Source organism: Candidatus Saccharibacteria bacterium (assembly GCA_016700375.1).
Classification (GTDB): Bacteria; Patescibacteriota; Saccharimonadia; order Saccharimonadales; family UBA4665; genus JAGXIT01.
This window is the reverse complement of sequence record CP065016.1, coordinates 67,814-92,264: the sequence shown is the minus strand read 5'-3', so window position 1 is coordinate 92,264 and position 24,451 is coordinate 67,814. Positions and strand designations below refer to the sequence as shown.

The 24,451-nt window shown below is 51.1% G+C and carries 23 protein-coding genes; 7 read left to right on the top strand and 16 right to left on the bottom strand.

What is annotated here, in order from left to right; all coding sequences use genetic code 11:
• Positions 1–51 precede the first annotated feature (51 nt).
• Positions 52–2,685: a M1 family metallopeptidase gene (locus IPP75_00465; GenBank protein ID QQS69610.1), complete on the top strand. Its 2,634-nt coding sequence runs from the start codon at positions 52–54 to the stop codon at positions 2,683–2,685.
• Here IPP75_00465 and IPP75_00460 read toward each other — a convergent pair.
• The 5 genes from IPP75_00460 to rplS all read right to left on the bottom strand — a co-directional run bounded on the left by IPP75_00460 (position 2,675) and on the right by rplS (position 5,238).
• On the bottom strand, positions 2,675–3,040 hold the full coding sequence (locus tag IPP75_00460; protein QQS69609.1) for a YraN family protein: 366 nt from the start codon (positions 3,038–3,040) through the stop codon (positions 2,675–2,677). The genes IPP75_00465 and IPP75_00460 overlap by 11 nt on opposite strands.
• On the bottom strand, positions 3,033–3,344 hold the full coding sequence (locus tag IPP75_00455) for a GIY-YIG nuclease family protein (protein ID QQS70131.1): 312 nt from the start codon (positions 3,342–3,344) through the stop codon (positions 3,033–3,035). Before IPP75_00455 ends, IPP75_00460 begins: the two co-directional genes overlap by 8 nt.
• A 191-nt stretch (positions 3,345–3,535) precedes the next feature.
• Positions 3,536–4,207, bottom strand: a complete 672-nt coding sequence (locus tag IPP75_00450; protein QQS69608.1) for a ribonuclease HII — start codon at positions 4,205–4,207, stop codon at positions 3,536–3,538.
• Positions 4,195–4,644 carry a hypothetical protein gene (locus IPP75_00445; GenBank protein QQS69607.1) on the bottom strand — a complete coding sequence of 150 codons (450 nt, stop codon included), beginning with the start codon at positions 4,642–4,644 and terminating at the stop codon, positions 4,195–4,197. The genes IPP75_00450 and IPP75_00445 overlap by 13 nt, the downstream gene beginning before the upstream one ends.
• 72 nt (positions 4,645–4,716) lie before the next feature.
• Positions 4,717–5,238 (bottom strand): 50S ribosomal protein L19, encoded by a 522-nt coding sequence (gene rplS, locus IPP75_00440; GenBank protein ID QQS69606.1) that lies wholly within the window; start codon positions 5,236–5,238, stop codon positions 4,717–4,719.
• A gap of 127 nt (positions 5,239–5,365) precedes the next feature.
• Here rplS and IPP75_00435 point away from each other — a divergent pair, with 127 nt between their 5' ends.
• The 3 genes from IPP75_00435 to IPP75_00425 all read left to right on the top strand — a co-directional run bounded on the left by IPP75_00435 (position 5,366) and on the right by IPP75_00425 (position 7,962).
• On the top strand, positions 5,366–6,172 hold the full coding sequence (locus IPP75_00435) for an IS1595 family transposase (GenBank protein QQS69605.1): 807 nt from the start codon (positions 5,366–5,368) through the stop codon (positions 6,170–6,172).
• A gap of 651 nt (positions 6,173–6,823) precedes the next feature.
• A complete protein-coding gene (locus tag IPP75_00430; protein QQS69604.1) occupies positions 6,824–7,081 on the top strand; it encodes a helix-turn-helix domain-containing protein in 258 nt (85 codons plus the stop codon).
• Positions 7,082–7,086: 5 nt separating this feature from the next.
• Positions 7,087–7,962, top strand: a complete 876-nt coding sequence (locus tag IPP75_00425) for an IS3 family transposase (GenBank protein ID QQS70130.1) — start codon at positions 7,087–7,089, stop codon at positions 7,960–7,962.
• Between the two features lie 47 nt (positions 7,963–8,009).
• On the opposite strand, the gene IPP75_00420 is transcribed toward IPP75_00425, so the two are convergent.
• Positions 8,010–9,623, bottom strand: coding sequence for a type II/IV secretion system protein (locus IPP75_00420; protein ID QQS69603.1), 1,614 nt, complete (start codon positions 9,621–9,623; stop codon positions 8,010–8,012).
• Positions 9,624–9,699: 76 nt separating this feature from the next.
• On the opposite strand from IPP75_00420, the gene IPP75_00415 reads away from it, so the two are divergent.
• A complete protein-coding gene (locus tag IPP75_00415) occupies positions 9,700–10,206 on the top strand; it encodes a TrmH family RNA methyltransferase (GenBank protein ID QQS69602.1) in 507 nt (168 codons plus the stop codon).
• Between the two features lie 36 nt (positions 10,207–10,242).
• Positions 10,243–11,340, top strand: coding sequence for a hypothetical protein (locus IPP75_00410; protein ID QQS69601.1), 1,098 nt, complete (start codon positions 10,243–10,245; stop codon positions 11,338–11,340).
• Between the two features lie 171 nt (positions 11,341–11,511).
• Here IPP75_00410 and dnaE read toward each other — a convergent pair whose 3' ends face one another.
• Complete coding sequence (dnaE, locus tag IPP75_00405) at positions 11,512–15,177, bottom strand: DNA polymerase III subunit alpha (GenBank protein ID QQS69600.1); 3,666 nt, start codon at positions 15,175–15,177, stop codon at positions 11,512–11,514.
• 221 nt (positions 15,178–15,398) lie between these two features.
• On the opposite strand from dnaE, the gene IPP75_00400 reads away from it, so the two are divergent.
• Complete coding sequence (locus IPP75_00400; protein ID QQS69599.1) at positions 15,399–15,974, top strand: NUDIX domain-containing protein; 576 nt, start codon at positions 15,399–15,401, stop codon at positions 15,972–15,974.
• 12 nt (positions 15,975–15,986) lie between these two features.
• Here IPP75_00400 and IPP75_00395 read toward each other — a convergent pair whose 3' ends face one another.
• From IPP75_00395 to uvrB, 9 genes are all read right to left on the bottom strand, one after another.
• On the bottom strand, positions 15,987–16,403 hold the full coding sequence (locus tag IPP75_00395) for a YtxH domain-containing protein (protein QQS69598.1): 417 nt from the start codon (positions 16,401–16,403) through the stop codon (positions 15,987–15,989).
• A 3-nt stretch (positions 16,404–16,406) separates the two neighbouring features.
• Positions 16,407–16,658: a hypothetical protein gene (locus tag IPP75_00390; GenBank protein ID QQS69597.1), complete on the bottom strand. Its 252-nt coding sequence runs from the start codon at positions 16,656–16,658 to the stop codon at positions 16,407–16,409.
• Positions 16,659–16,703: 45 nt separating this feature from the next.
• Positions 16,704–17,606, bottom strand: a complete 903-nt coding sequence (locus IPP75_00385) for an NTP transferase domain-containing protein (GenBank protein ID QQS69596.1) — start codon at positions 17,604–17,606, stop codon at positions 16,704–16,706.
• A gap of 26 nt (positions 17,607–17,632) precedes the next feature.
• Positions 17,633–19,141: an Asp-tRNA(Asn)/Glu-tRNA(Gln) amidotransferase subunit GatB gene (gatB, locus tag IPP75_00380; protein ID QQS69595.1), complete on the bottom strand. Its 1,509-nt coding sequence runs from the start codon at positions 19,139–19,141 to the stop codon at positions 17,633–17,635.
• Positions 19,142–19,248: 107 nt separating this feature from the next.
• Positions 19,249–19,668, bottom strand: coding sequence for a hypothetical protein (locus IPP75_00375; GenBank protein ID QQS69594.1), 420 nt, complete (start codon positions 19,666–19,668; stop codon positions 19,249–19,251).
• Positions 19,665–21,083, bottom strand: a complete 1,419-nt coding sequence (gene gatA, locus IPP75_00370) for an Asp-tRNA(Asn)/Glu-tRNA(Gln) amidotransferase subunit GatA (protein QQS70129.1) — start codon at positions 21,081–21,083, stop codon at positions 19,665–19,667. The genes IPP75_00375 and gatA overlap by 4 nt, the downstream gene beginning before the upstream one ends.
• Positions 21,084–21,094: 11 nt before the next feature.
• Positions 21,095–21,388 (bottom strand): Asp-tRNA(Asn)/Glu-tRNA(Gln) amidotransferase subunit GatC, encoded by a 294-nt coding sequence (gene gatC / locus IPP75_00365; protein QQS69593.1) that lies wholly within the window; start codon positions 21,386–21,388, stop codon positions 21,095–21,097.
• A gap of 96 nt (positions 21,389–21,484) precedes the next feature.
• On the bottom strand, positions 21,485–22,105 hold the full coding sequence (locus tag IPP75_00360) for a hypothetical protein (GenBank protein ID QQS69592.1): 621 nt from the start codon (positions 22,103–22,105) through the stop codon (positions 21,485–21,487).
• Positions 22,106–22,475: 370 nt separating this feature from the next.
• Complete coding sequence (gene uvrB, locus IPP75_00355) at positions 22,476–24,440, bottom strand: excinuclease ABC subunit UvrB (protein ID QQS69591.1); 1,965 nt, start codon at positions 24,438–24,440, stop codon at positions 22,476–22,478.
• Positions 24,441–24,451 lie beyond the last annotated feature (11 nt).

Here is a 24,451-nt window from a genome sequence, read left to right as displayed (position 1 = left end):
TATAATTATAGCATAATATGTTATATAATTCAATACTGTACACTATAGGATATGAAAAAAGTTACTCGTTTATATACCCAGTTTCAGCCGGAAAAGTATGAGCTGGAAATCCGGCTCGATGAAGACAGCATGCGGTTTTCAGGGCGTGTTGTTGTGGCCGGGAAAAAGGTGGGGCGGCCCAGCCAGCGGCTAACGTTTCATGCAAATGGGGTGAAGGTCACCTCTGGGAAAATAGTAAGACGAGACAAAAAGGGCGAAGCAGAACTACCCCTCGCACGTATAAACCACCACAAATCTTTCCAAGAAGTGCGCCTGCATACCGAAAGCATGGCGTACCCTGGCGAATACACAGTGACCATGGAGTTCGAAGGCAAAATCACCGACGGCATGACCGGCATATACCCCTGCTATTGGAAAGACGCAGATGGCAAGGAACAGAAGTTGTTTGCCACTCAGTTCGAGAGTCACCATGCGCGCGAAGCCTTCCCGTGCATAGACGAGCCAGAAGCAAAGGCGGTGTTCGAGCTTACGCTCATGACGCAGGAGGGGGTGCAGGTTTTAAGCAACACACCTATAGCGGAACAAGGGGGAATCAAAGAGTCAAGGAGTCGAGGAGTCAAAGGCGCCAGTTCTACATCTGGGCATCTACAAACTACTAACTACCGACTACAAACTACCTTTCAACCAACACCACGTATGAGCACCTACCTCCTGGCGTTCGTCACGGGAAACCTACACAAGAAATCTGCCAAAACCAAATCTGGCGTGGATGTCAATGTGTGGGCCACCACAGTACAGCCAGCGGAGTCGCTCGACTTTGCACTCGATGTCGCTACGCGCAGCATAGAATATTTTGAAGATTATTTCGGCGTACCGTACCCACTGCCCAAGGCCGACCATGTTGCCCTGCCAGACTTTTCTAGCGGTGCCATGGAAAACTGGGGACTTATAACCTACCGAGAGCGAGTTTTACTAGACTACCCCGGCCAGACAAGTCAAGGTATACGCGAATACATTGCGCTGGTGGTGGCACACGAAACCAGCCACCAATGGTTCGGCAACCTCGTGACTATGCGCTGGTGGGACGACCTGTGGCTCAATGAATCCTTTGCCAACATGATGGAATACCAAGCGGTCGACGCCATGTTCCCACAGTGGGAGGTTTGGAACCAGTTTATTGCGAGCGAGGGTCTGGCTGCCTTCCGGCGCGACGCCACCTACGGCGTACAGTCCGTTCATGTCGACGTACACCACCCAGACGAAATCAGCACACTTTTCGACGGCAGCATCGTCTACGCCAAGGGCGGACGGCTGCTAAATATGCTCAAGCACTACATCGGCGAAGCCGCATTCCGCAAAGGACTGAGCGCATATTTCACCCAACACGCCTACAGCAATACCCGAGGTGATGACCTCTGGGCGGCGCTCAGCGCAGCCAGCAGAAAAGATGTTGGCACATTTATGAACCCGTGGCTTCAGCGTTCCGGCTTTCCGGTCGTACACGTCGCCCAAACCTCTACGGACATTTCTCTTAGCCAAGAGCACTTTCTTGACGACCCCAGCAAAGCCGATGCTACCCGGCTGTGGCCAGTGCCGGTATTTGCAAACGAAGTGAACGCTCCAGAGGTATTTGATACATCCCAGGTGAAATGGACCGCTTCAAAGGACAGTCCTGTTATGGTGAATATGGGAGCGCGCGGGCATTATCTCGTCGACTACCAGTCTACAAACACCAAGAAATACATAGAGCAGCAGGTGGCCTCGCAGCAGCTCGCCGAAGCTGACAGACTTATGCTACTGAATAGCAGCGCTATGCTGGCTCGGGCGGGCCACCAGAGCTACGGCGAAACATTACGACTCCTCACCGCCTACGAAAACGAAGCCAGTGAGCCAGTCTGGGATATCATCGGCCTGGTTGCTAGCGAAGTGCGGCGGTTTGTAGACCTCGACGAATCGCTCGAGCCAGCCATAAAACACCTCAGTCGTAGCATAGTGCAGCAACAATACAAGCGGCTTGGCTGGAAACCGGGCAAAAACGAATCTGCCGCCGACACAAAGCTTCGCGGCCTCATACTGGGGCTTGGCGCGTACGGCGAAGACGAAGCAATCCTCGCCACCATGCGCACAATGTTTACTGACTACGCAAAAAAGGATGTCCCCCTACCCGCCGAGTTGCGTCCACTCATACTGTCTGTGCCTGTCAAAGAAGGCGACGCGGAAGCCGTCGAGTTCCTTCTGAACCTTCACGATACCACCCACAACAGCGACCTGAGGGGCGACGCTTGCGATGCCCTGACCGCCACGCGCGACATAGCCGTTGCCGAAAAACTCTTGGCCCGACTTAAAGACGGCAAGCTCGTCAAACCACAAGATGTCGACCGCTGGCTTATTTACCTACTCCGCAACCGCTACACGCGTGACACCGCCTGGCAATGGATGGTAGATGAATGGGCTTGGTTGCAGAAAACGTTTGAAAATGACAAATCGTACGACTACCTCCCCCGCTACGCCGCCACCGTGGTTAACACGCCGGAGTACGAGCAAAAATACCACGCTTTGTTCGACAGCAAACTCGACCAGCCCATGCTGCAACGCAACATAACTATCGGCTACGAAGAAATCTCCGCCCGCCTCGCCTGGCTCTCCCGCGACCTCAAAGCCATTCAGAATTTTTTTAAGCCATAATAGTATCGAGTACTTGTGTAATATGGTAGTCGCTACCACTTAGTTCAATACCACCCAGTGTATATTTACCATTATAGCACTGCAAAGAAACATACAGCTCGGCGGCGAAGCGCATTTGCTCTAGTTTCTTTGGCGTTATGTAGTCGAGGCCGCGACCTTGGTTATCTGTTTTGCGATGTTTAACTTCAAAAAATACCAGTGGACCGGGGCGACGAAAGCGTGGACGCTTTTGGGCAATTATATCTATCTCTGCTCTCGCATGCCGCCAGTTCAGCTCAACGATGGTGTAGCCCTGCTTCTCCAAATACTCCGCAGCAACCTGCTCCGCTCTGTGCCCTGACGAATAGTTACTCACCAGACTTCACCTGTGTCATCTTGAGCGAAAGCGAAAGATCTTCCCTGTCTGGATTCAGCGTGTCAATCAATTTTTCTTTTTTCTGCCTAGTCCATCCCTTGATTTCTTTTTCTCTAGCAATAGCCGTTAAGGCATCGCCTGCCTCCTCGTAATACACAAGGCAGCTACAGTTGTATTTCTTAGTGAAACCATCAATTTGCTTGGATTGATGCTCCCATACCCTTCGCTCTAAATCATTCGTCATGCCCGTATATAAGGTTGTGCGCGAAGGATTAGTCAGTATATATACGTAGTACGACCTCATCATGGTGCAAATATAATACCAAATCAGAAGATTCTTCGCTTCGCTCAGAATGACAACCCTTTACCTTTGCGTCATCCTGAATGTCAGTGAAGTATCTCCGACGCAAACCATGCGATATTTCGCTACGCACAGGATTACAGCGCAGTACGTACGCGTGTCACCCTAAACAAACGTGAAGGATCTCCAACGTACTAAAACGGCGAAGCTAAGTTGTCTCGATCCGCGAGATAAGCACGTATAGGCCGAAACGATTTCCGATGTAAGTCCGTAACTCCATACTGGTTGAGGGCAGCTACATGCGCCGCCGTACCGTACCCGACGTGTTTCTCGAAACCATAGCCTGAGTACTTGTGGCTCATTTGCGCCATGTAATCATCACGCGCAACCTTAGCCAGTATGCTGGCCGCACTCACCGCAGGCACCGTATCATCCGCTCGCACCACCGCCCGTACGTGAAAGTTCCGACCTTTCACATATAACCGTGAAAGGTCGGAGCTTTCACGGTCTGCAAAGAAGTTATAGTTGCCGTCTATGATTATTTCGTCATATTCGGTTGTTGTTTCATGCAGCTTCATCACAGCCCGTAGCATTGCCAAACGAACTGATTTCGTCAGACCAAGCTCATCCACTTCACCTGGGGTCACCCAGCCAACACCGTAAGCCACCGCTTGGGATTGGATTTGCGTCACAAGAAACTCCCGCTGTTTTTTGCTAAGTTTCTTGCTATCGCGCAGCACCGTCGCCCCACCCTTGGGAGGACAGTCCTCCCAAAATGGATTTGGAGGTAGTATTACCGCGGCGGCGACAAGGGGGCCGGCCCAACAGCCTCGCCCTACTTCGTCTATACCGACTATGACCGCCATGTTACTCGACCCAACGTATACCCTGCGAAGAACGTAGCAGCTCCGAGCGTGTTTGCAAGCAAATCCCACGACGTGTCACTAATGCCGTTCGGCATGAGACCCTGCGAATATAGCAGTACTTCGAATAGCTCATTCAGGACACCAAGTGCCGAAGTAAGAGCATATAGGGCGGTCAGCTCTCCATACCACTTTGCTCGCCAGTCCGTAACGAGCTTTATATACAAACCAAGCAAACCGCAGAACACCCCACCACCAAAGAAATGCGTCATGAAAGCCGTATCGCGGCCATCGATTGGTGGTGAAGGAATATACCACGAAACCGCGTACACCAGGCAGGCAGCCGCGAGGAGCACCCTGTGCTTGCTAGACCCTAGCACTGTCGGCAAACCAAAAAATAGCGCGAACGGAATAAGTACTGAAATAAAGTTAAATACCACACCCCACAGTATAACGAAAACTCTCGGTTTTACCCGGGAGTTTGGTTTTACAGAGAACGATTTTACTTGATTTTAAGCTTCGGCGGCTTTGTGGGCTGCTTCTACTTCGGCTTGTTTTTTGGCAAGCTCGGCTTCTTCGGCGGCTTTTTCGGCGGCTTTGGCTTCGGCTTCTTTAGCTGCAGCTTCTTTGGCCTCTGCCTCGGCTTTCTCAGCCTCAAGGTCACGGACGTCATTTACGGCCTGACGGTCAAAGTCAACACCTGTCAATCGAGCCGATTTACCGGTAAGTTTACGCATGTAGCTAAGGTTATTGCGGCGAACTTTACTGCGCTTAGTCACCTCGACCTTGAGTACAAGCGGACTGTGGAGCAGAAAGCTCTTTTCTACGCCAACGCCGCTGGCAATTCGCCGTACGGTAATGCGGCTGGTGTGGCTACCGCGCCGGTCGCAGCGTATGACGAGGCCCTGAAAAATCTGGACACGCTCTTTGCTACCTTCGCGAATTTTTTGGTGGACTTTGACAGTGTCGCCCGAGCGCACGTCTACCACTGCGCCCTTCTTGAAGGATGCTTCAAGTTCTTTGATGTATTCCATATCCGTAAGATTGTACCCTATATGACCCCTGAAAGCAAGAGAAAAGGTTATGGGGTTCATTAAACTAAAACGGAACAACCCGTAAACTTGTAAGTGCAAACCTAACAAGTAAAGAGGAGTTGTTCCAATGTCTAAGCTACCAAAGTTTTCCAGTAATAAGAAGTACTGGATGTACCTTAACAGGTTAGTATTTGGTCAGCGGTGTCACTGTCCGCGCTGCGACGAGGTGCTACAGGAGAAGTATGTCCGCGGTTATCTGTGGTGCGCTGTTTGTCGCCACAAGTACCGGGCAACTGCCTGGCAGGGCTCCTGGCTGTATGGCATGAAGCTGAAGCCAAAACAACTGTTCGTCTTGCTCTGGTGCTGGCAACAGAAGAAAGGTCCGGAAGTAGCAACCCTCCTCGCGCAGGTGAGCTATACGACCGTCGCCCGCTGGTACGAACGGTTCCGGACGCAAATTCCGGACACAGCACCGCTTCTTACGCACCTTGTCCAGGTAGACGAGAGTTACTTTGGAAAACTGAAGAGCAAACAGCCGCAGCGCATCGTGGTCGGCGCAATCGAGCCTCATACTCGGAAACTTGCCCTCAGGATTACCGATAGCCGTGGCAAAGAAGCCTTAGAGCGGTTCGTCCAAGATTACGTCGTACACGGTAGTTTAGTCATCAGCGATAAATGGTGGGCATACGAAGAGCTGCCGCTCCTGGGCTATCTGCACGAGAGCCGTAACCACAGCAAAGGTGACTATGCCAGTACGAACCAAGGAGAGAATATCTGGAGCATCAGCAAACGACATGCCAGAAAGCTGTACGGCGGTAGGATACTGACACGACGTCTTGAAGCTCTGTGTCGGGAATGGATGGCGAGACACAACCAACCGTGGCTCTTTGAAAACCCAACGAACTTCTTACAGGCTACGCTTGTTCCATGTTAGTTGACTGAACCGGTTATGGGGGTAGGGGTTAGAGGTTTTAGATGAGAGAGCGGAGGAAAGCCATGAGTCATGAGACATGAGTCAACAATAGAGTTAAGAGATAAGAGCTATGAGTTAAGACTGCGGCCGCAGTCCGCTTATAGTTTGTCGCGCAAGCGACGTCAGCTAGTAATGGCCATGCGGAAGCTCCTGGCTCATGGTGTTGTCGGCTTTGACAACTTCCGACAGGCGACGAGACTTGTTTGACGAAGGTGTATATTGCTGGGGGCAATATACACCTGAGGAGTTGTCGAGTTGGTTGTCAAAACGGACAACAGCTGACCAAGAGATGGAGCTCTGGCCGAGGTTTCTCGCTTCCTCTTTTCTGGTAAAAGAGGAAGTCGGCTGGTAGTCCGAGAACTGCCATGTCAGTGAAGGGGTACGAGGAGACCGTAAGGGTTAGTGGATGCATAGACGTCAGTGGAGGGGTATGGATGCTGAAACTAGTTCAGCATGACAAAACAAAAAAGCATAGATTCCCGTCTTCGCGGGAATGACAGGCGCGTGGGATGGGAATGAAAAGGCCGGGGAGATGTCACCCTCCCCATATACTGAACACACCGTCTAGCTAGCAGGCGGTACAATATATCTAATCTGAAGGGAGTTTTTCGTATGCCTGTTGGCAAACATATTGAGCAACATATAAAAGATGAAATCATCCTCAAAATACGAGATGGTGGTCTCAAGGTCAGTGAAGCTGCTGACCAGTACGGGGTTAGTAGCAAGACCATCTACGGTTGGCTAAGAGCTGGTGTTGTAGACGGCAACCGTAACCTCATCCTCGAAAACAATCGACTCAAGCGTGAGCTTGAGCAGGCCTACCGAGTGCTTGGTAGGCTGACCGCCGAAAGTCAGCGCCCAAAAGGTTAGCTGCCCTGGACGAGGTCGACCCAGGGTGGCGCAAGCAATACAGCAAGCTCCTGGGCCTTGGCCGGACAAGCTACTATGTTCGTCCAGCGAAACAAGCAGAAACCGACCGACAGGCTATTGCGCGGCTACAGGCAGCCCACGAACTCCACCCATTCTACGGCGTCGACCGGTTAGCACTGCACCTTGGCTGGAACAAAAGAAAACCAGACGTATCCGTACGCTTGCGGGTGTTATCATACCGACACCAACTAAGAAGCGTCGGAGCGGTTGGTCTGCAGCAGCAGAGATTAGCGCACCGCCTAACGCTCTACAGTGCTACGCTCGTCTTAAAGACGAGCTGCGGCCCTGAGGACGGTCAAAGCTATGCCGACATGGTCAATGCTCATGCGTGGGCGCAGGACTTTACATACCTGTGGTTCGAGAAGCGCTGGCACTATCTGGCGGTGGTGCTCGACCTGAAAACCAGGCAAGTGGTTGGTTGGCGGCTCGGTACACGACATACCAGCGAGCTGACCCACGAGGCACTACTCGATGCACTCAGCAAGCATCCAGCGCCAGCAATCCTCCACTCTGATCAAGGTTCTGAATACTTGAGCTACAGGCACCAAGACCTCTGCAACAAAATGGAAATCCAACTTAGTGCGAGCACCAAAGCCAGCCCCTGGCAGAATGGTTTCATGGAGCGATGGTTTGGTGGCTTCAAGCGCGAAGTCTGCAACCTGACACAATACAAAAACTTAGCGGCACTCCACGAAGCCATTGCCCTGCACATCTACTATTACAACCATAAGCGTATCCACAGCGCATTAAAGATGAGCCCGGCAGCTTACGCTGCCAGTCTCAACAAGAGAGACAGGGTGTTCGCTAAAAGGGGAGGTTGACAGAGATGTAGTTCACTTTGCTCAGAATGACGAGAAGCTATAGAAGATTAACCGACAACGCGGAAGACTTCGTCTAAGGTGGTGCGACCGGCAACAACATGCAAAATGGCGTCTTGCAACATGGTGCGCATGCCGCTTGCCACAGCTGATGCTTCAATTTCTTGCGAGGACAAGACATGGTCGTGACTTTCAAGCAGTTTCCGGATTTCTCCAGTCATAATAAACTGCTCTCGTATGGCAATCTGACCCTTAAAACCGTACGGATTCTCGGAAGATGAGCCTGGTTTATACAGTTTTAGCCCTTGCAAATTTGGCCGCTGAACATCTGCCGGCAATGTGTCAACGACACGTTGAATTACCTGCAATTCAGATGGCGATGGGTCATACGGCTGCTTTAGCGAGTCATCAAGCTGCCTTATTAACCGCTGAGCCATAACAAGGCGAATAGCCGAGACAAACAACGGGTTCTGCCCAATAATGTCACTCAAGCGAGTTAACGCCGCCGAAGCGGATGAGGCATGGAACGTGGCGAGCACAAGGTGCCCCGTTAAGCTCGCTTGGAGTGCCGTTTTGGCGGTGTCGTTGTCGCGAATTTCCCCCACCATAACAATATCTGGGTCAAGGCGCAGAATGGCGCGGAGTTTATCGGCAAAGGAATTATCGTTACCCGACTCGGTCGACTTAATAGGAATCTGCGTGATTCCCTCAAACTGGTACTCAACCGGGTCTTCAACGGTGATAATTTTGCGCTCATCGCTGGCAAGGCTATTGAGCATAGAATACAGCGTTGTTGTCTTGCCCGAGCCTGTCGGGCCGACGATAAGCACGAGACCGCTTGGTTTACTTATGATGCCGTCTACGACCGCGCGTTGGTCGGGCAGCAGCCCAAGCCTGTCTAGGTTATACATGGCGCGGTCCATATTGAACAAGCGCATCACTACGTCCATACCGTGTATGGTCGGAACGGTCTCGAGACGCACATTCACATCCACCTCATGGCCGTCAGCCATTTTTACCTTTTGCGCAATATGACCCTGCTGTGCGTAGTCAGCGCTCGTACTGACATTTCCCGCGCTAGCAATTGCCGCTATAAGTACCCGATATTTGTCTGGTTCTAGCCGGGCAACCGGGTGGAGAACGCCGTCTATACGAAACCGCACCCGCGCATCTTCGACCTGTGTTTCGAGGTGAATATCGCTCGCGTTCAGGTTGTGTGCTTGACTCACCAAATACGCCAGCATGTCATCGGCACGCACTTGTTCGAGTGTAAGGGATACTTCTTTTACTAGCTGCTCGGTTCCAGCAGTATTTATGTTGATATCTTGGTAGACAACCTGCTTCGGAGGGTCATATAGTGCCATGTACTCCTTGAAGCCACTTTCCGATATAAGGGTAAACGCAACTTTTTGGTCGGTAAAGTGGTCCACAAGCGCGTTCATAGTCTGCTGCGAGGTTGTCGTAGTTATACCAAACAATATATTGCTGCGGTCGGCTTGCATGGGAATAAGTTTGTACTGCCGCATTTGCTCGTTTGTGACGATGTCCTTAAAGAGTGGCTTTTCTGCCATTTGCGAGGTGTCTGTGTAGCTAACATGAAGAATATCTGCTCGGCGTGCTGTCGCCTGCTCATCGTTATAGCGTGCTTGTTGGTTATCGTCCATTCACCGTCCCACTCATGTACCAGTATTATAACTGCTTGTGTTTGGAGAAGAAAGCATATCGTATGATATAGGTACAATGAACAGAAAAGTTGTACTCATTGCCCACGATATTCGAAGCACCCACAACATTGGCAGTCTACTTCGTACGGCTGAGTGCTTGGGCGTAGAACGGGTATACATAACTGGTTATTCGCCGTATCCAAGCGTGCCGAACGACGAACGTCTTCCGCACATTCACCAAAAACTAACCGCCCAGATACACAAAACCGCTCTTGGTGCGGAATTGCTGGTTTCCTGGGAAAGGCAACCTGATTTACCCGTTCTGATACAAAAACTACGTAGCAATGGCTATACTGTCGTCGCGCTCGAACAAGCCCCTGACAGTACTGACATTTCGTCTTGGATACCACCTGATAAGATAGCGATTTTACTTGGTCGTGAGGTTGAAGGGATAGAAGATGCGCTATTAAAGCTGTGCGATTACACCGTTGAAATACCACTATTTGGTCAGAAAGAATCACTAAACGTTGTACAAGCCGCAGCAATTGCTCTCTATCAAGCGCAGTTTGCAAGTGTACGATAAGTATGCTATAGTTCTTATGTTCATATCAAAACAAACATGACACTCGCAAAAACAAAAACCCGCCGCCAAAGCGTGGCGCACCGCAAACGAACTGCTCAGCACCATCATCAAAGCAGTCGCTATACCCAGCCTTACTGGCCGTATTTACCTATAGTCGCAATTTTTACATTTGGCCTACTTTTTAACACCTGGTTTGCTGGCCACCAACGCAGCGTGCTGGGGTATGCAACAGACATGAGTGCATCGTCGCTCCTAAGCGGCACAAACTCACAAAGGGCTGCAAATAACCTTGGCGCACTTGCACTCAACGGTGTTCTAAACCAAGCCGCTCAAAATAAAGCAAACGACATGGTTGCCAGAGATTACTGGTCGCACAATACACCCGATGGCCAAACGCCATGGACATTCATAACTGCTGTTGGTTACAGCTATCAAACAGCGGGAGAAAATCTAGCATACGGTTTCGCAACAGCGTCAGACACCATTACCGGCTGGATGAATAGTACCGGTCACCGTGCAAATATACTCAACACCAGTTTTAGTGAGGTTGGTTTTGGGATAGCAAATTCAGCAAACTACCAAGGAAGTGGTCCGCAAACGGTGGTCGTAGCAATGTATGCCCTGCCTGTCGGCGGAACACCTCCGGCTGCTCCTGCCCCGACGCCAGCACCAACTCCGGCACCGACCCCTGCGCCGTCACCCGCTCCCACGGCAAGCCCAAGCCCAACTGCTTCAGGCGGCGGCTCTAGCAAGCCATCAACACCCGCTCAAGAAGAAACACCCGCCGCACCAACCCCTACCGAACAGCCTGTAGCCGAACCAAAGGAGCCAGCACCGGCAACAAAACAAGGCGACCCCGACACGGTCGCAAAAGCCGCCGACAGCACCGCTCCAAAAAAAGTAAGCCGTCTGCAAGTACTAACCGCAACGAACGTCGGCTGGTCGCAGTTTGCGGTGAGCATGCTTGCAAGCATTGCCCTCCTTGCTTTTCTGCTCCGTCACAGTTTTGCCTGGCATAAGGTGCTAGTTCGCGGCGAGAAGTTCATATTGCATCACCCATTTCTGGACATCATATTCGTTGCCGTTGCAACGCTCGGCTTCATACTACTGCAGACAACTGGCACCATACGGTAGCCGTAAGCTACACCGCAGCAGTAAACTGGGCATAATGTAGCTTACTGCACCTGAATCTCAAAACCCTTCCTCCTATACCGTGCTGTCATCCCAGCGAAGGCTGGGATCCAGAAATATATACTGGATTCCCGCCTTCGCGGGAATGACACTTTGGAGGTTTTGAGACTCAGATTACTGAAGTTTGACGTTCTCGGAACCAATAAGTTCACTCAGCTCGGTCATGACCGCGCTGGCATTCACTCTAGTGGGAAGTTTTACGGCTTGCTTGGCAGTATCTGGGCCAAGCACCAGTATTACCTCATGCTCACCTATCTGGCTATCAATTATTTGCTTCATTTTGCTCAGTTGTGTTGTGTCGTCACTTCTGAGCAGCCGAATATACAGACGAAGCGGTTTGTTTGTTTCAGCCTCGGACAAGGCCGGAGTTTTTACTACCGTCTTCGCATGTTTTGCCGCCTTTGCAGGCTTTGGGACACGCGCCTTGCGACCGGTTGACTGGTATGCAGCCGCCTGTTCGTGTGTAACCTCGCGGGCGTCATCAACGAGCAGTTTCACCTCATCGCCCGTGTTACCATCGCGGCCTTTTGTGCTGAGTTTCCCCCGCACCAGAACCACGCGGTCACGCTCCCAAAGTCCAACTGTTTGTTGATACGCTGAAGGAAAGAGCACAGCTTCAATATCGCCGTGCTCATCTTCGACCTTAACGAACGCCATTTTTTGACCGTTTTTGGTCGTAATTTCACGGGTTTCTGTGATGCTGCCGCCCACCACAACCGCACGTCCATCGTGTTCGGGTTTCAGTAGATTGAGCGGAGTGGTTTGTTCGGCAAGGAGCGCGCTAAAGGCAGCGAGCGGCTGCTGGCTCAGGTAGAGTCCTAGTAGTTCACGTTCCCACAAAAGCAGTTCCCGGGCATTGTGTTTGTGTTCGGGCGGGGTGAGCTGCAACGTTGGTTTTGCAGAGGCGGCATCATCTGAAAGCGTGCCAAACAAATCAGTCTGGCCACTGGCTTTTTCTTTTTGCAGGCGTTGGCCAAATGCAAGTATGACATCAAGATTATGAAGCAGCGTCGAGCGGTCCCCAAAGGCGTCAAATGCTCCCGAGCGGGCAAGACTTTCCAGCGCTTTACGGTTGACAGTACGAAGATTTACCGCGCCCACAAAGTCCTCAATGCTGATAAATGCACCCTTTTCTCTGGCATGCACAATCTCTTCTACGGCGCCTTGTCCAACGTTCTTTATGGCATTCATGCCAAACCGAATGGCATTCTTCTCCTTCACGACCGCAAATTCTCCGAATGATTCGTTTACGTCCGGCGGCAAGACCTGGAGTCCCATTTTTTTACATTCGGTAATTTCTATGCTCAGACGGTCCGTGTCATCGTAGTCGCTGGTCATGAGCGCGGCCATAAACGCTGCCGGATAGTGCGCTTTCAAGTACGCCGTCTGGTAGGCGATGAGCCCATAGCATGCAGCATGCGCTTTGTTAAAACAGTACGCGGCAAAGTCTTCGAGCTGCTTCCAAAACGTTTCCATAAGACTACGTTCAGCCCCCACGGTTTTAACAGCACCTTCTATGAACTCTGCTTTCATCTTGGCCATCATTTGCGGGTTTTTTTTGCCGATTGCCTTCCGGAGCGTATCGGCCTGGCCGCCAGTAAAACCACACAGCTCTTTGCTAATCTGCATGACCTGTTCCTGCATGACAATAACACCATAGGTGCTCTCAAGCGCTGGCTTCATTGCTGGGTGCATATAGGTTATTTGCTTTTTGCCATGCTTGCGGGCAATGAAATCTTCTATCCACTGCATTGGGCCCGGTCGATAGAGCGCCACCATGGAAATAATGTCTTCAAACACCGACGGCTGCAATTCCTTCAAGTACCGCTTCATACCGGCTGACTCAAGCTGAAAAACACCGGTTGTATCGCCGCTACTAAGCAGCGTGTACGTTTTGGCGTCATCAAGCGGGATGGTGTTTATATCTATGTCGTCGCCGTAGACCTTTTTTATGATACGAAGGGCGTTTTTTATGATGGTGAGGTTGCTGAGACCAAGAAAGTCCATCTTAAGGAGTCCCAATTCCTCTATGGGCCCCATGGGATACTGGGTAGCGACAACGCCCTTTTGTGCCATTTCGAGCGGTACAAACTTCACAATGTCATCAGGCGCAATCACCACACCCGCCGCGTGCACCCCATGACTCCGCACGGTCCCCTCGAGGATGATGGCGTAGTCTATAACGGTTTTGCTCGTTTCATTTGTTTCGTACTCACGGCGAAGGTCAACATCATCTACTATGGAGGTTGCCAGCGGAATATGACGCCCCTGCACCGGCTGCGGAATCATCTTGGCCAGGCGGTCAGCATCGGCGTAGGGCACTTGCAGCACTCGGGCGACATCGCGCACGGCGTTGCGGGCAAACATCCGGCCGAACGTCACTATGTTCGCCACGCGGTCGGTACCGTACTTTTCTACGCAGTACTGGATAACTTCATCGCGGCGCGTGTCTTGGATGTCTATGTCAACATCGGGCATGGAAATCCGGTCGGGGTTTAAGAACCGTTCGAACAATAGGTCGTACGCAAGCGGGTCGAGTTCGGTTATCTTCAGCGCGTAGGAGATGATGGAGCCGGCCGCACTCCCTCGTCCGGGGCCAAACACAATTCCTTGGTTTTTCCCCCAGTTAATAAAATCTTGGATGATGAGGAAGTAGCCGTCGAAACCCATTCGCTCAATAATCCCCAGTTCGTACTCCGCCCGTTCAATCACCGCCGGTGGGATATGCTTGCGCGCTTCAGCAATAGACATATCGACAGTATCAGCCTCTGCCACATCACCGTACCGCCAAGCCATGCCGCGAAACGCAAGTTTATCGAGATAGGTCTTTTCGGTATCCCCTTCTGGTACTGGGAATTTCGGGATAAGGATTTTCCCAAGGTCAATATTGACTTCGCAGCGCTCCGCGACCGCCCGCGTGTTGCGAATCACCTCTGGGTGTTGCCTGCCCCAGCGCTGGATGAGGTCTGCTGGTGGGGTGACGTGCAGTTCGTAGTCCTTAAGGCTCATGCGTTTTTCGTCGCTTAGGAACGCGCCCGTGCCCACACACAGCAGTATTTCGTGGGCGTCTTGGTCGCTGTGCCGCAAGTAGTGCGCATCACACGTCAGTACCACCGGTATGTCTAGCTCTTTCGACAGCTTAAACACTCCGTTATTGACCCGCTCCTGCTCCGGGCTATGGCTTGGTGCATCTGGGTGGCCGTGGTCTTGCACCTCCAGATAGTAGCGGTCTCCAAAAGTTTTTTTGTACCAGCTAGCTACTTCTTTCGCTACGGCGTAATCATCGTTCTTTAGCGCGTCGCCAATTTCGCCGCCCAAGCAGGCGCTCATCGCAATCAGCCCCTCGCCGTAACGCTCCAGCAACTCGTGGTCTATACGTGGAAAGTAGTAAAAACCATCGAGATTGGCCGTCGTACTAAGCTGCATAAGGTTCTGGTAGCCTGCTTGGTTCATGGCGAGCAAAATTAGGTGGTAGCGGTTTTTATCTTTCTGGGGGTCTTTGTCCGTATGACGACGCGCCGCCACGTACGTTTCTATGCCAATGATAGGCTTTACCTCTTGGCCTAAGCACTCTTTATAAAACTCGATGGTGCCGCTTAGCGTACCGTGGTCAGTCATGCCAACCGCACTCATACCCTGCTCTTTCACAAAGCTCACCAGTTCGGGAATCTTGGTAAGGCCGTCGAGCAAACTATACTGCGTGTGATTATGCAAATGAACATAGTCTGCTGCGGTAGGGGCAGCCGATTTCACTTCATTTGCTGTTTTCTTCTCTGTCACCTTCACCCCATTTTCGTCATTCTGAATTCATTACAGAATCTATACGTTCCTACTGACACCCATCGTGACGCATGGATGCCGAATCAAGTTCAGCATGACGCGGCTGATGGCGCAGTCCACTCCTCAACTAACAAGAATTATACCGTACGTCCTCGCCCCCCGTCACTTTCACTTTTACAACAATATTTTCCATGTATCTGATTTTGTGTTATAATATATGCATGTTCTCCCCCGTCTTATTACAAGAACAATCGCTCGTTATTCCCTACTATTGGCATGAAGATGAGTTGTGGCTATTAGCTGGTCAAAAACTGCGAGGTTTTGGCGCAGGCGAAATGGTTTTTCCTGGAGGGAAACCTACTGGAAATGAAAGCTCATCAGAAACAGCTATTCGCGAATTGCATGAAGAAACCGGGCTGGTAATAAGCCCAGCGGAGTTAAAATTTTTGGGTAGATTAGTATTAGCATCTAGTGAAACTGTAGAATCGCAAGTACATGTTTATGGCGCTGAGGTAATTTTGGGTACACCTAATGGCCCCAGTGAACCCCAGATTGATAGTTCAGACATTCGTAATCTTAAATGGATGAGATATGGTCAGGACTTCGATGCATCGGCTTGCCCCAAAGATTATGCTGGTTGGATAGTATTTGCTCTCGCAGCGATTGAATCCCGTACTTTTGGCATACATTTTATCTCAAGAATGGAACGTGATAAAGCTGGAACAATGCTGCAACAAACAATGCTTCTGGAGAACGACAAAGCTATAGCAGCTCTCCCACAATTCAGTTATGCATAAACTTTGGAGTCACTACTTCTTCAGGTAGTTGCGGAGGTTTTCTACGGCTTTGGTGGCTTCTGCTATGGCTTTTTTTAGGTCTTTGTCCTCGGCTTCGCCGTCGTGGAGGCTTGAAAGTACTTCGCGAGCTTTGTCTTTGGCTTTTTGGCCTTTGCTCACGGCTTCGTCCAGCGATTTCTTGCCCTTACCCCGGAGTTCACCGAACTTGTCGCCAGCTTCAGCAAGGACATCACCCAGTTCTGTATGGAGTTTTTTGAGCTCTTTTTCGGCGGCAGCGTAGGTTTCTACTGCCTTGTCTTTGATGTCTTCACGCGTTTCCTTGCCGCTCTTTGGCGCTGTCAAAATCCCCGCAATATAACCAGCTACCGCACTTAGGGCTGCACCTATGGCTAGTTTCTTTGCTACGCTTGGTTTGTCGGATTTTGACATCTGCTATCTCCTCTTGTGTTTACTTGCTGTTGTAACGAACTTCATAAGCATACGTAGCAGCCCAACTGCACCGGCATTTTTGGCAAAAGTTTCGCCTATTTCTTCCACGCGGTCAACTATGGCACCACCTTTGGTTGCAACCTCGCGAAGTGACTTCACGAGCTTAAGTGTTAGCACGGCTATTGCTATGCTAAGAAGAAGAAATATTGCCAGAAAAACACTGAGTATGATAACGAGAATTTCAAATGCATCCATGCTAGTACTATACCACTATTTCTAGCGCACAAACAGTGAGCCAGCTCACGATTGTTTCAGAAGCTTTTCCACATGCTCACGGAATGGCACGCCGAGGTCTTTATGTCGCAGGGCAAATTCAACAACCGTAATCAAATATTCAAGCTTATCGCCGGTATCATATCGCCGACTGTTTTGCATGAGACAACCAAAGAAGTTATGGCCGTCTTTGAGCATGGGGTCGACCAGACTGCTCGCCACATAAAATTCCTCGCCAGCCGGCAGCGTCGCCAGGCCGTTTTCTATATACTTCAACACGCCTGGCTCAAACAAATAGCTACTCACCTGAGCATAGTTAGACGGAGCTTTTTCGCGCCCAGGTTTTTCGACCATACCGGACATTTTGAGAACACCATCGCGCACTTCCTCACCCGCGAGAATGCCGTAGCGCTCAAACTCTTTGTCGGTACTAACGCGCATGCAAGTGGCAATGCTCCCGCCGAGTTCGTTATACAAGTCAATCATCTGAGTGAACGTGTTTGGCTCTGACACCACAAGGTCGTCGGCGTAAACAAATATGAACGGTTCATCACCTATAAGGTGCGCAGCATTTGCTATAGGCGTGGCGTTACCGTATGGCCCTTTTTGGCGCACGTAAATAAAGTTTGCCATGTTAGCAAGGTCTTCCATTTCCTGTATGTAGTGCGCTTTCTTGGGCCCGCCAGCGCGTATGTTTACCAATAAATCTTCATTTGGTACGTCAAAATGGTCTTCTATGGCTCGCTTGCTACTACTGCCCACGATGATTATGTCTTTTATGCCGGCTGCTACTAGGTCCTCTACAGCGTACTGGATGATGGGCTTATCTATAAGTGGCAGCATTTCCTTAGGCATGGCTTTGGTCTGAGGCAAAAACCGCGTACCAAACCCTGCTGCTGCGATAACTGCTTTGGTAACTGCTTGCGCCATAGATGCCTCCGTTTAGTTGTGAACTATTATATACCTAGTTGCTTTTTTATGAGCTGCGTTGCCAGCGCGGGATTGGCCTTGCCCTGCGACTGTTTCATCACCTGGCCGACCAAAAAGCCAATAGCTTTCATTTCGCCATTTTGGACATCGCCCGCGGCTTTGGGGTTCTCTGCGAGCACTTTCGCCACGATGTCGGCAATGGCGCCTTCGTCGCTCACCTGCAGCAGGTTTTTTGTTTCGGCGATTTTTTCAGGGCTCTCGCCTGTTTTCAGCATGGTGTCGAGTACCTCTTTCGCCGCCGTAGAACTTAGTTTGTTGCCCCCGACCATCTGGCTGAGTGCAACGAGATTGGGGTCGCTCGGTCGCAGCCCGCCCCTCCCCGGCTCACTTCGTTCGCCGCCGTCGCTACGCACCGCTTCGGTCGCTTGCGCTTCCTCATTAACAGTGGCTTCAATATCATCAGAGACGGGACGGAGGAGCCAGAAGGCAATGCGCTTGGCATGCTCAACGCCAGCATCGTCGTAGATGCGACCAACTTGGCGGGCAACTTCCGGGTCGGCCACAACATCTTCGACTGTTTTTGAGTCAAGCCCCATGGCAGCAAATTTCTCTCGGTAGGCATCTGGCAGCTCTGGCATATTTGCAGCAATATCTGCGACGTAGTCATCACCCAGCACAATTGGCGGGATGTCTGGGTCAGGCATGTAGCGGTATTCGTAGGAATCTTCTTTGCTACGCTGACTGAATGTCTTTTGCCCGGCATCGTCCCAGCCGCGAGTTTCCTGCACCACTGCTGTGCCCTGTTCGAGTAACCCAATCTGGCGGTCTACTTCGTAGTCGACTGCCCGTTCAACGCTCCGGAAGCTGTTGAGGTTTTTGGTTTCGGTGCGCTTGCCAAGTTCGGCGGTTTTACTGACACTGACATTCACATCAAACCGCATGTTGCCGTAGTACAAGTTGGCGTCTGACACTTCGGCGTAGCGCATACGCAGATACAGTTCCCGAGCATACCCCTTGGCTTCGGCGGCACTGTGCATGTCGGGTTCGCTCACTATTTCCAGCAGCGGCGTTCCGGCTCGGTTGAGGTCGACAAGGCTGTAGTCTGCTCCGGCCGGATGTGTCGACTTGCCAGCATCTGCTTCCATGTGGGCTTCGTGAATGCGCACTGTTTTTGGCTCACCATCTAGCGTAAATGTCACCGAACCATTTTTTATGATTGGGTCATAAAACTGCGTAATCTGATAGCCTAGCGGCAAGTCTGGGTAAAAGTAATGCTTGCGGTCAAACTTACTAAACCGCTGCGGTTCTGTGCCGAGTGCAAAAGCCGCACGACTGGCGAGCTCAACCGCTTTTTCGTTTAGAACCGGCAAGGCGCCTGGCAAGCCAAAGTCTATGTGATTCACCAGCGTATTTGGTGCGGCTTCGCGCGCATCGTTATCGGCCCCGCTAAAGAGTTTTGTCTTTGTCTTCAACTGCACATGGCACTCTATGCCGATAGTGACGGTGTACTGGCGGCGGGTTTCGTCCGATATCATAGTCCCGTCTCCTTATGAGACATGAGCCATGAGACATGAGACATGAATTGTCCTTCGCAGGATGCGACAGTGCTCTTGACTCTTGACTCTTGACTCTTGACTCTCATTTACAGCGCTCCCAGGTCTTTCAGCGCGGCTTTTATGCCAAGCAGCGCATCTTTTACGTCGCGTTCGCGGAGCTTTATATCGCTTTCATGGACAAGCTTGTTACGCAGCTTGTGACCAAACCAGACTTCGTCGTTATACTTTATTTCACGCTGTGCGGCAACAAGGCGCTCACCCATAGTCTTTCCCTTAAAGCGGCGGTCTTTCAGCGCCTGGTCAAGCAATTTATCGGCATCGATAATAGCAAGCGGCCAGGTGGCAGTGTCTTTTAAGAGCTTCTGGAGCTCATTCCACTTTTTTTCATAATACGCGGCGTTTAGCTTGCGGCCGCGGCGCGCGAAAATACCCGAAACAACCACCAGTATAACCATAATTACACCCGCACCAACGGCCAGGGCGGTAGAGTTCATCATGTCATTCATTGCACTACTCCCTCGGCAGCGGCCGCAAAGGCCAGAAGTTCACGGTCGCTTCGCTGAGCGGCAATAATTTGCAAGCCTATCGGCATCCCCGTCTTGCTGCTCGCAGATACCGGAATGCTTATGGCGGGCACACCAACCAGTGCTGGAGCGACAGTCATCATATCTACCAAGTACATTTTGAGTGGGTCTTCGGCATTTTCACCAATTTTGAAAGCGGCATTCGGCGCAACCGGGCCAATGAGAAAATCGTACCGCTCAAGCACATCGGTAAACTCCTGAATGAGTTTCGTGCGTACCGTTTGTGCCTGTTTGTAGTAGGCATCGTAATATCCGCTGCTGAGTACATAGGTGCCTATCATAATTCGACGCTTCGCTTCACGCCCGAAACCCTTCGCACGAGATTGGGTATAGCTTTCGAATAAATCGGCACCATTTTGGTCACTAAACTGATACCGTTGCCCGTCGTGCCGGGCAAGATTGCTGCTTACTTCCGCGGGAATGAGTATGTAGTACACCGCGAGAGACAATGGGAGGCTCGGTATGCTGATTTCCTCGACTACTGCCCCGGTGGCCTTGAGGTCACGGACAGCTTTTTCCACCGATTCCCGAACGTCATCATCAAGGCCCTCGCCCATCCACTCTTTGATAATGCCAACTCTGACATCTTTCAACTGAGCTTTGTCATCTGAAAGTGCATAGCCCTGTGGGTCGCGGTCTATGGTAGTACTGTCTAACTCATCTTTGCCGGCGTATACATCAAACACATAGGCTGCATCTGCGACACTCATGGCAAGCGGGCCAATGGTATCTGTGCTGCTGGCCATGGCAACCACCCCACTCCGCGAAGTTAAGCCGTACGTTGGGCGAAGCCCCACACAGCCAACATAGCTGGCGGGCTGCCGTATGGAACCACCGGTGTCGGTACCTATAGCGAACGGTGCCATTTCGAGCACGACGGCCGCCGCAGGGCCTCCAGAAGAACCACCGGGTACGCGCGTTTTGTCGTGCGGATTTTTCGTCACAAAAAAGTCGGAGTTCTCGGTACTCGCACCGTGACCAAAGGCATCTTGGTTTGCTTTTGCGACACAAATAGCGCCTTCGGCCTCTAAACGGTTAATCACACTCGATTGATACGGCGGCACAAAGCCCTTCAGGATGTTGCTGGCGGCGGTCGCTTCCGCTCCCATGACCAGCAGATTGTCTTTGGCAATGAACGGCACGCCCGCCAAACGACCAGCGTTCACCCCATTTGCCACTTTTTCATCTATAGATTTCGCCCGGGAACGAGCTGAGTCAGCTAAGGTGGATATGATTGCCTGATATTCTTTATGCTGTTCTATGGCAGTCAGCGACCGTTCGACAAGCTCTGCCGCTTTTACCCGACCAGCATTCACATCGTCTGCAATGGTAGCAATAGGTTGCCGGTTCACCCAATCATCCTCTTCACCTTCAGCATGTTTTTTTCTACCTTGGGGACGATTTTAAGCAATTCATCAGGTGTATAGCCATAATCAATGACTTCATCTTTCCGCATAACATTGGTAAGCCCAGTCACTTGGTTGGTCGGTTCTAAACCGCTTACATCAACGGACGAAAGCTGTTCGACGTAGCCTAAAATAGCACTGAGCTCGCTCGCAAACGAATCAACTTCGTCATCCGACAAGGATATACGGGCTAATTCAGCCAACTTTAAGACATCATCACGAGACAATTTCGCCATTAACAAGTAGTATACCAACTCTTAGACCCCGCGTAACTATTTACATACATTAAATTTATTATGCTGCATGTCCAGGTAGCAGACACGTGGGCTTACCTAGGCGCGACCTACCCGACGAGGAATAAATGAAACGTCTCCGAGATGGACGGTAGCTCCGATGATGTCCGACAGCCAGCCTGGTAAATTATCGGGTTGGGCTCGAACTGTCAATGCTCTTGCGACGCCCAGGAACAGGATTGGTGGCTGACCCTCATCTGGCTGAAGCCCAACACATCTTCGTAAGTTCCGCTGCTCAAACGTTAGAGAATATGGTACCCCTCGGATATCAGGATCACTAACTGTGCAAAATATTCCTTGGCGTACTATCTGGCCGTCAGGCTCTAATAGCACAGTTTCTACCTCAGTAATTTTGACTTTCAGGGGATCACTGTGTCTATTTTTATCGGCTACACGAATTTCCCTGTGCACGTCTGGGTTCCTTATACTTTCCATCGCTAGTTCTTCGCGGCCAACATGTATAAGCCCAAGCTGATTCGTTCCGCACCCGTAGCTATTAGGAGCTAGTACGCGCTTTATGCCGTCCGTAATGTCCAAAGCGTTCACTAGCGGCCGGCCTAGAACCAATTCATCCAAATTATTCACACTAGAAAAAAGATCAGCAGGTAGCACGCCCACTGGCGGCAAATCAGAGCCCGACAAGAATACAGGTCGTTTCATAAAGTATATATTATACCATGATTTTCGAAATTGAAAGAAATAGCATTCAAATAACTCCAGAGGTCATCATTACGGTTAAGTCAGTTCTGTAAAATCTGAATCTCAAAACCTCCAAAGTGTCATTCCCGCCCTCAATCAAGTCGAGGGTAAACTCCGGCGGGAATCCAGCTGAATCCAGGATAGTAGCTCGCTCTCCTCCAGAACCAAGTATATGCCCGCTCAGGCAATGCTTGGTTCTTTTAGGATACAATCTAGTGTGTTTTTCATCTGGATCCCAGCCTTCGCTGGGATGACAGCACGGTATAGCAGGAAGGGTTTTGAGATTCAGGTTGTAAAGGATTAACCTGTTGCGGAGTAATATAGAGCCTAGTTACGTCTTGGCTTTGATGCTGGCAATGAGGTCGCGGAGTTCGGCGGCTTGCTCAAACTGGAGATTGGCAGCAGCTAGGTCCATTTGAGCAGTCAGGTCTTTTACTAGGGTTTTGTATTCGTCTTTTGGTATTTTCTTTAGGTCAAGCTTGGCGCGCTTGGCTTCTTCGGGGAGGTCGGTGTTCATACGACCTTCTACGGCGCGATTTATGCCGGTGGGGGTAATGCCATGGGCTTTGTTGTACTCGTCTTGAATTTTCCGACGGCGGTTTGTTTCATCTATGGTGCGCTGCATACTTTTCGTTACGGTATCGGCGTACATAATAACGCGGCCTTGTTCGTGACGCGCTGCGCGGCCTACCGTCTGTATAAGTGCTTGCTCGCTGCGCAAAAAGCCTTCTTTGTCGGCGTCGAGGATGGCGACAAGTGAGACTTCGGGCAAATCAAGCCCTTCTCGCAGCAAGTTTATGCCGACGAGCACGTCGTATACACCAAGACGCAGGTCGCGCAAAATGTCGGTGCGGTCGAGCGTATCGACATCGCTGTGCAGATACGCCACCTTGATGTTCAGGTCTTTTAGGTACTCGGTAAGGTCTTCGCTCATGCGCTTGGTAAGTGTGGTGACGAGTACACGTTCACCTTTTGCTATGGTGTCACGAATCTCTGCCAGTAGGTCGTCAATCTGCCCCTCAATTTTGCGGACTTCTATACGCGGGTCAAGTAGGCCAGTTGGCCGTATAACCTGCTGAGCGGGTTCAGGACTGCGGCTCAGTTCGTACACGGCAGGCGTGGCACTCACATACACCACTTGGTTCACGTGGCGCTCGTACTCGGTGAAGTTCAGGGGGCGGTTGTCCAGCGCACTCGGCAAACGAAAGCCGTGCTCTACCAACACCTCTTTGCGTGCCCGGTCACCATTGTACATACCGCGCAGCTGGGGGATGGTCATGTGGCTTTCATCGACCAGCAGTAGGTAGTCGTCGGGGAAATAATCGAGCAGCGTAGCGGGCTGCTCGCCAGGTTCGCGGTTCGTGAGGTACCGGCTGTAGTTTTCTATACCCTTCACGAAGCCTGTTTCCTCTAGCATTTCTAGGTCGAAGCGCGTGCGTTGTTCGAGCCGCTGGGCTTCAAGTAGCTTGCCTTCACGCTTGAACTGCCCCAGTCGTTCTGCAAGTTCTTGCTGGATATGCCCGAGGGCAACTTTGAGCTTGTCCTGCGGGGTAACGTAGTGGCTGCTGGGGAAGATTTTGTAGCTACTGAGGTTGGCCATTATTTCACCTGTTAGCGGGTCGATTTTGGTAATACGCTCAACCTCATCACCAAACATATCTATGCGGTACGCCCATTCTTCGCCCGCTGGGTATACGTCTACCACATCACCGCGGACGCGGAACGTACCTCTGTGGAAATCAATGTCATTTCGCTGGTACTGGATGTCGGTGAGCTGGCGCAGCAACTTGTCACGGACACGTCGCTCGCCTTTTACGACCTCGACCGACAGCCCATCGTAGTCCTCCACCGAACCAATGCCGTATATGCAGCTGACGCTTGCAACAATGAGCACGTCTTTGCGGCTAAGCAGTGCATCGGTGGCGGCATGGCGTAACCGGTCAATTTCTTCGTTTATTTGGCTGTCTTTTTCTATATAGGTGTCGCTGCGGGCAATGTAAGCCTCTGGTTGGTAGTAGTCGAAGTAGCTAACGAAATAGTGCACGGCATTGTCCGGGAAAAAATGTTTAAATTCGCTGTATAGCTGCGCCGCCAGTGTTTTGTTGTGGCTCAATACAAGCGTAGGTCGCTGCACATTCTGCACCAGGTTTGCCATGGTAAACGTCTTACCGCTGCCCGTTACACCCAGCAGCGTCTGCTCTTTCACCCCATTTTGCAGCCCCTCGGTCAACAGCCGAATAGCCTCCGGCTGATCGCCAGTAGGTTTGTAGTCACTTCGAAGCTGAAATTGGGCCATCTAGGTATTGT

What these genes read in the sequence shown, in the direction of transcription:
- IPP75_00465 (QQS69610.1), top strand. Translation starts at nt 52, where the DNA reads ATGAAAAAAGTTACTCGTTTATATACCCAGTTTCAGCCGGAAAAGTAT.
- IPP75_00435 (QQS69605.1), top strand. Translation starts at nt 5,366, where the DNA reads ATGTCTAAGCTACCAAAGTTTTCCAGTAATAAGAAGTACTGGATGTAC.
- IPP75_00360 (QQS69592.1), bottom strand. Translation starts at nt 22,105, where the DNA reads ATGAAACGACCTGTATTCTTGTCGGGCTCTGATTTGCCGCCAGTGGGC.
- IPP75_00420 (QQS69603.1), bottom strand. Translation starts at nt 9,623, where the DNA reads ATGGACGATAACCAACAAGCACGCTATAACGATGAGCAGGCGACAGCA.
- IPP75_00375 (QQS69594.1), bottom strand. Translation starts at nt 19,668, where the DNA reads ATGAATGACATGATGAACTCTACCGCCCTGGCCGTTGGTGCGGGTGTA.
- IPP75_00450 (QQS69608.1), bottom strand. Translation starts at nt 4,207, where the DNA reads ATGGCGGTCATAGTCGGTATAGACGAAGTAGGGCGAGGCTGTTGGGCC.
- IPP75_00430 (QQS69604.1), top strand. Translation starts at nt 6,824, where the DNA reads ATGCCTGTTGGCAAACATATTGAGCAACATATAAAAGATGAAATCATC.
- uvrB (QQS69591.1), bottom strand. Translation starts at nt 24,440, where the DNA reads ATGGCCCAATTTCAGCTTCGAAGTGACTACAAACCTACTGGCGATCAG.
- gatB (QQS69595.1), bottom strand. Translation starts at nt 19,141, where the DNA reads ATGATATCGGACGAAACCCGCCGCCAGTACACCGTCACTATCGGCATA.
- gatC (QQS69593.1), bottom strand. Translation starts at nt 21,388, where the DNA reads ATGGCGAAATTGTCTCGTGATGATGTCTTAAAGTTGGCTGAATTAGCC.
- IPP75_00390 (QQS69597.1), bottom strand. Translation starts at nt 16,658, where the DNA reads ATGGATGCATTTGAAATTCTCGTTATCATACTCAGTGTTTTTCTGGCA.
- IPP75_00455 (QQS70131.1), bottom strand. Translation starts at nt 3,344, where the DNA reads ATGAGGTCGTACTACGTATATATACTGACTAATCCTTCGCGCACAACC.
- IPP75_00415 (QQS69602.1), top strand. Translation starts at nt 9,700, where the DNA reads ATGAACAGAAAAGTTGTACTCATTGCCCACGATATTCGAAGCACCCAC.
- IPP75_00395 (QQS69598.1), bottom strand. Translation starts at nt 16,403, where the DNA reads ATGTCAAAATCCGACAAACCAAGCGTAGCAAAGAAACTAGCCATAGGT.
- IPP75_00410 (QQS69601.1), top strand. Translation starts at nt 10,243, where the DNA reads ATGACACTCGCAAAAACAAAAACCCGCCGCCAAAGCGTGGCGCACCGC.
- IPP75_00385 (QQS69596.1), bottom strand. Translation starts at nt 17,606, where the DNA reads ATGGCGCAAGCAGTTACCAAAGCAGTTATCGCAGCAGCAGGGTTTGGT.
- rplS (QQS69606.1), bottom strand. Translation starts at nt 5,238, where the DNA reads ATGGAATACATCAAAGAACTTGAAGCATCCTTCAAGAAGGGCGCAGTG.
- IPP75_00400 (QQS69599.1), top strand. Translation starts at nt 15,399, where the DNA reads ATGTTCTCCCCCGTCTTATTACAAGAACAATCGCTCGTTATTCCCTAC.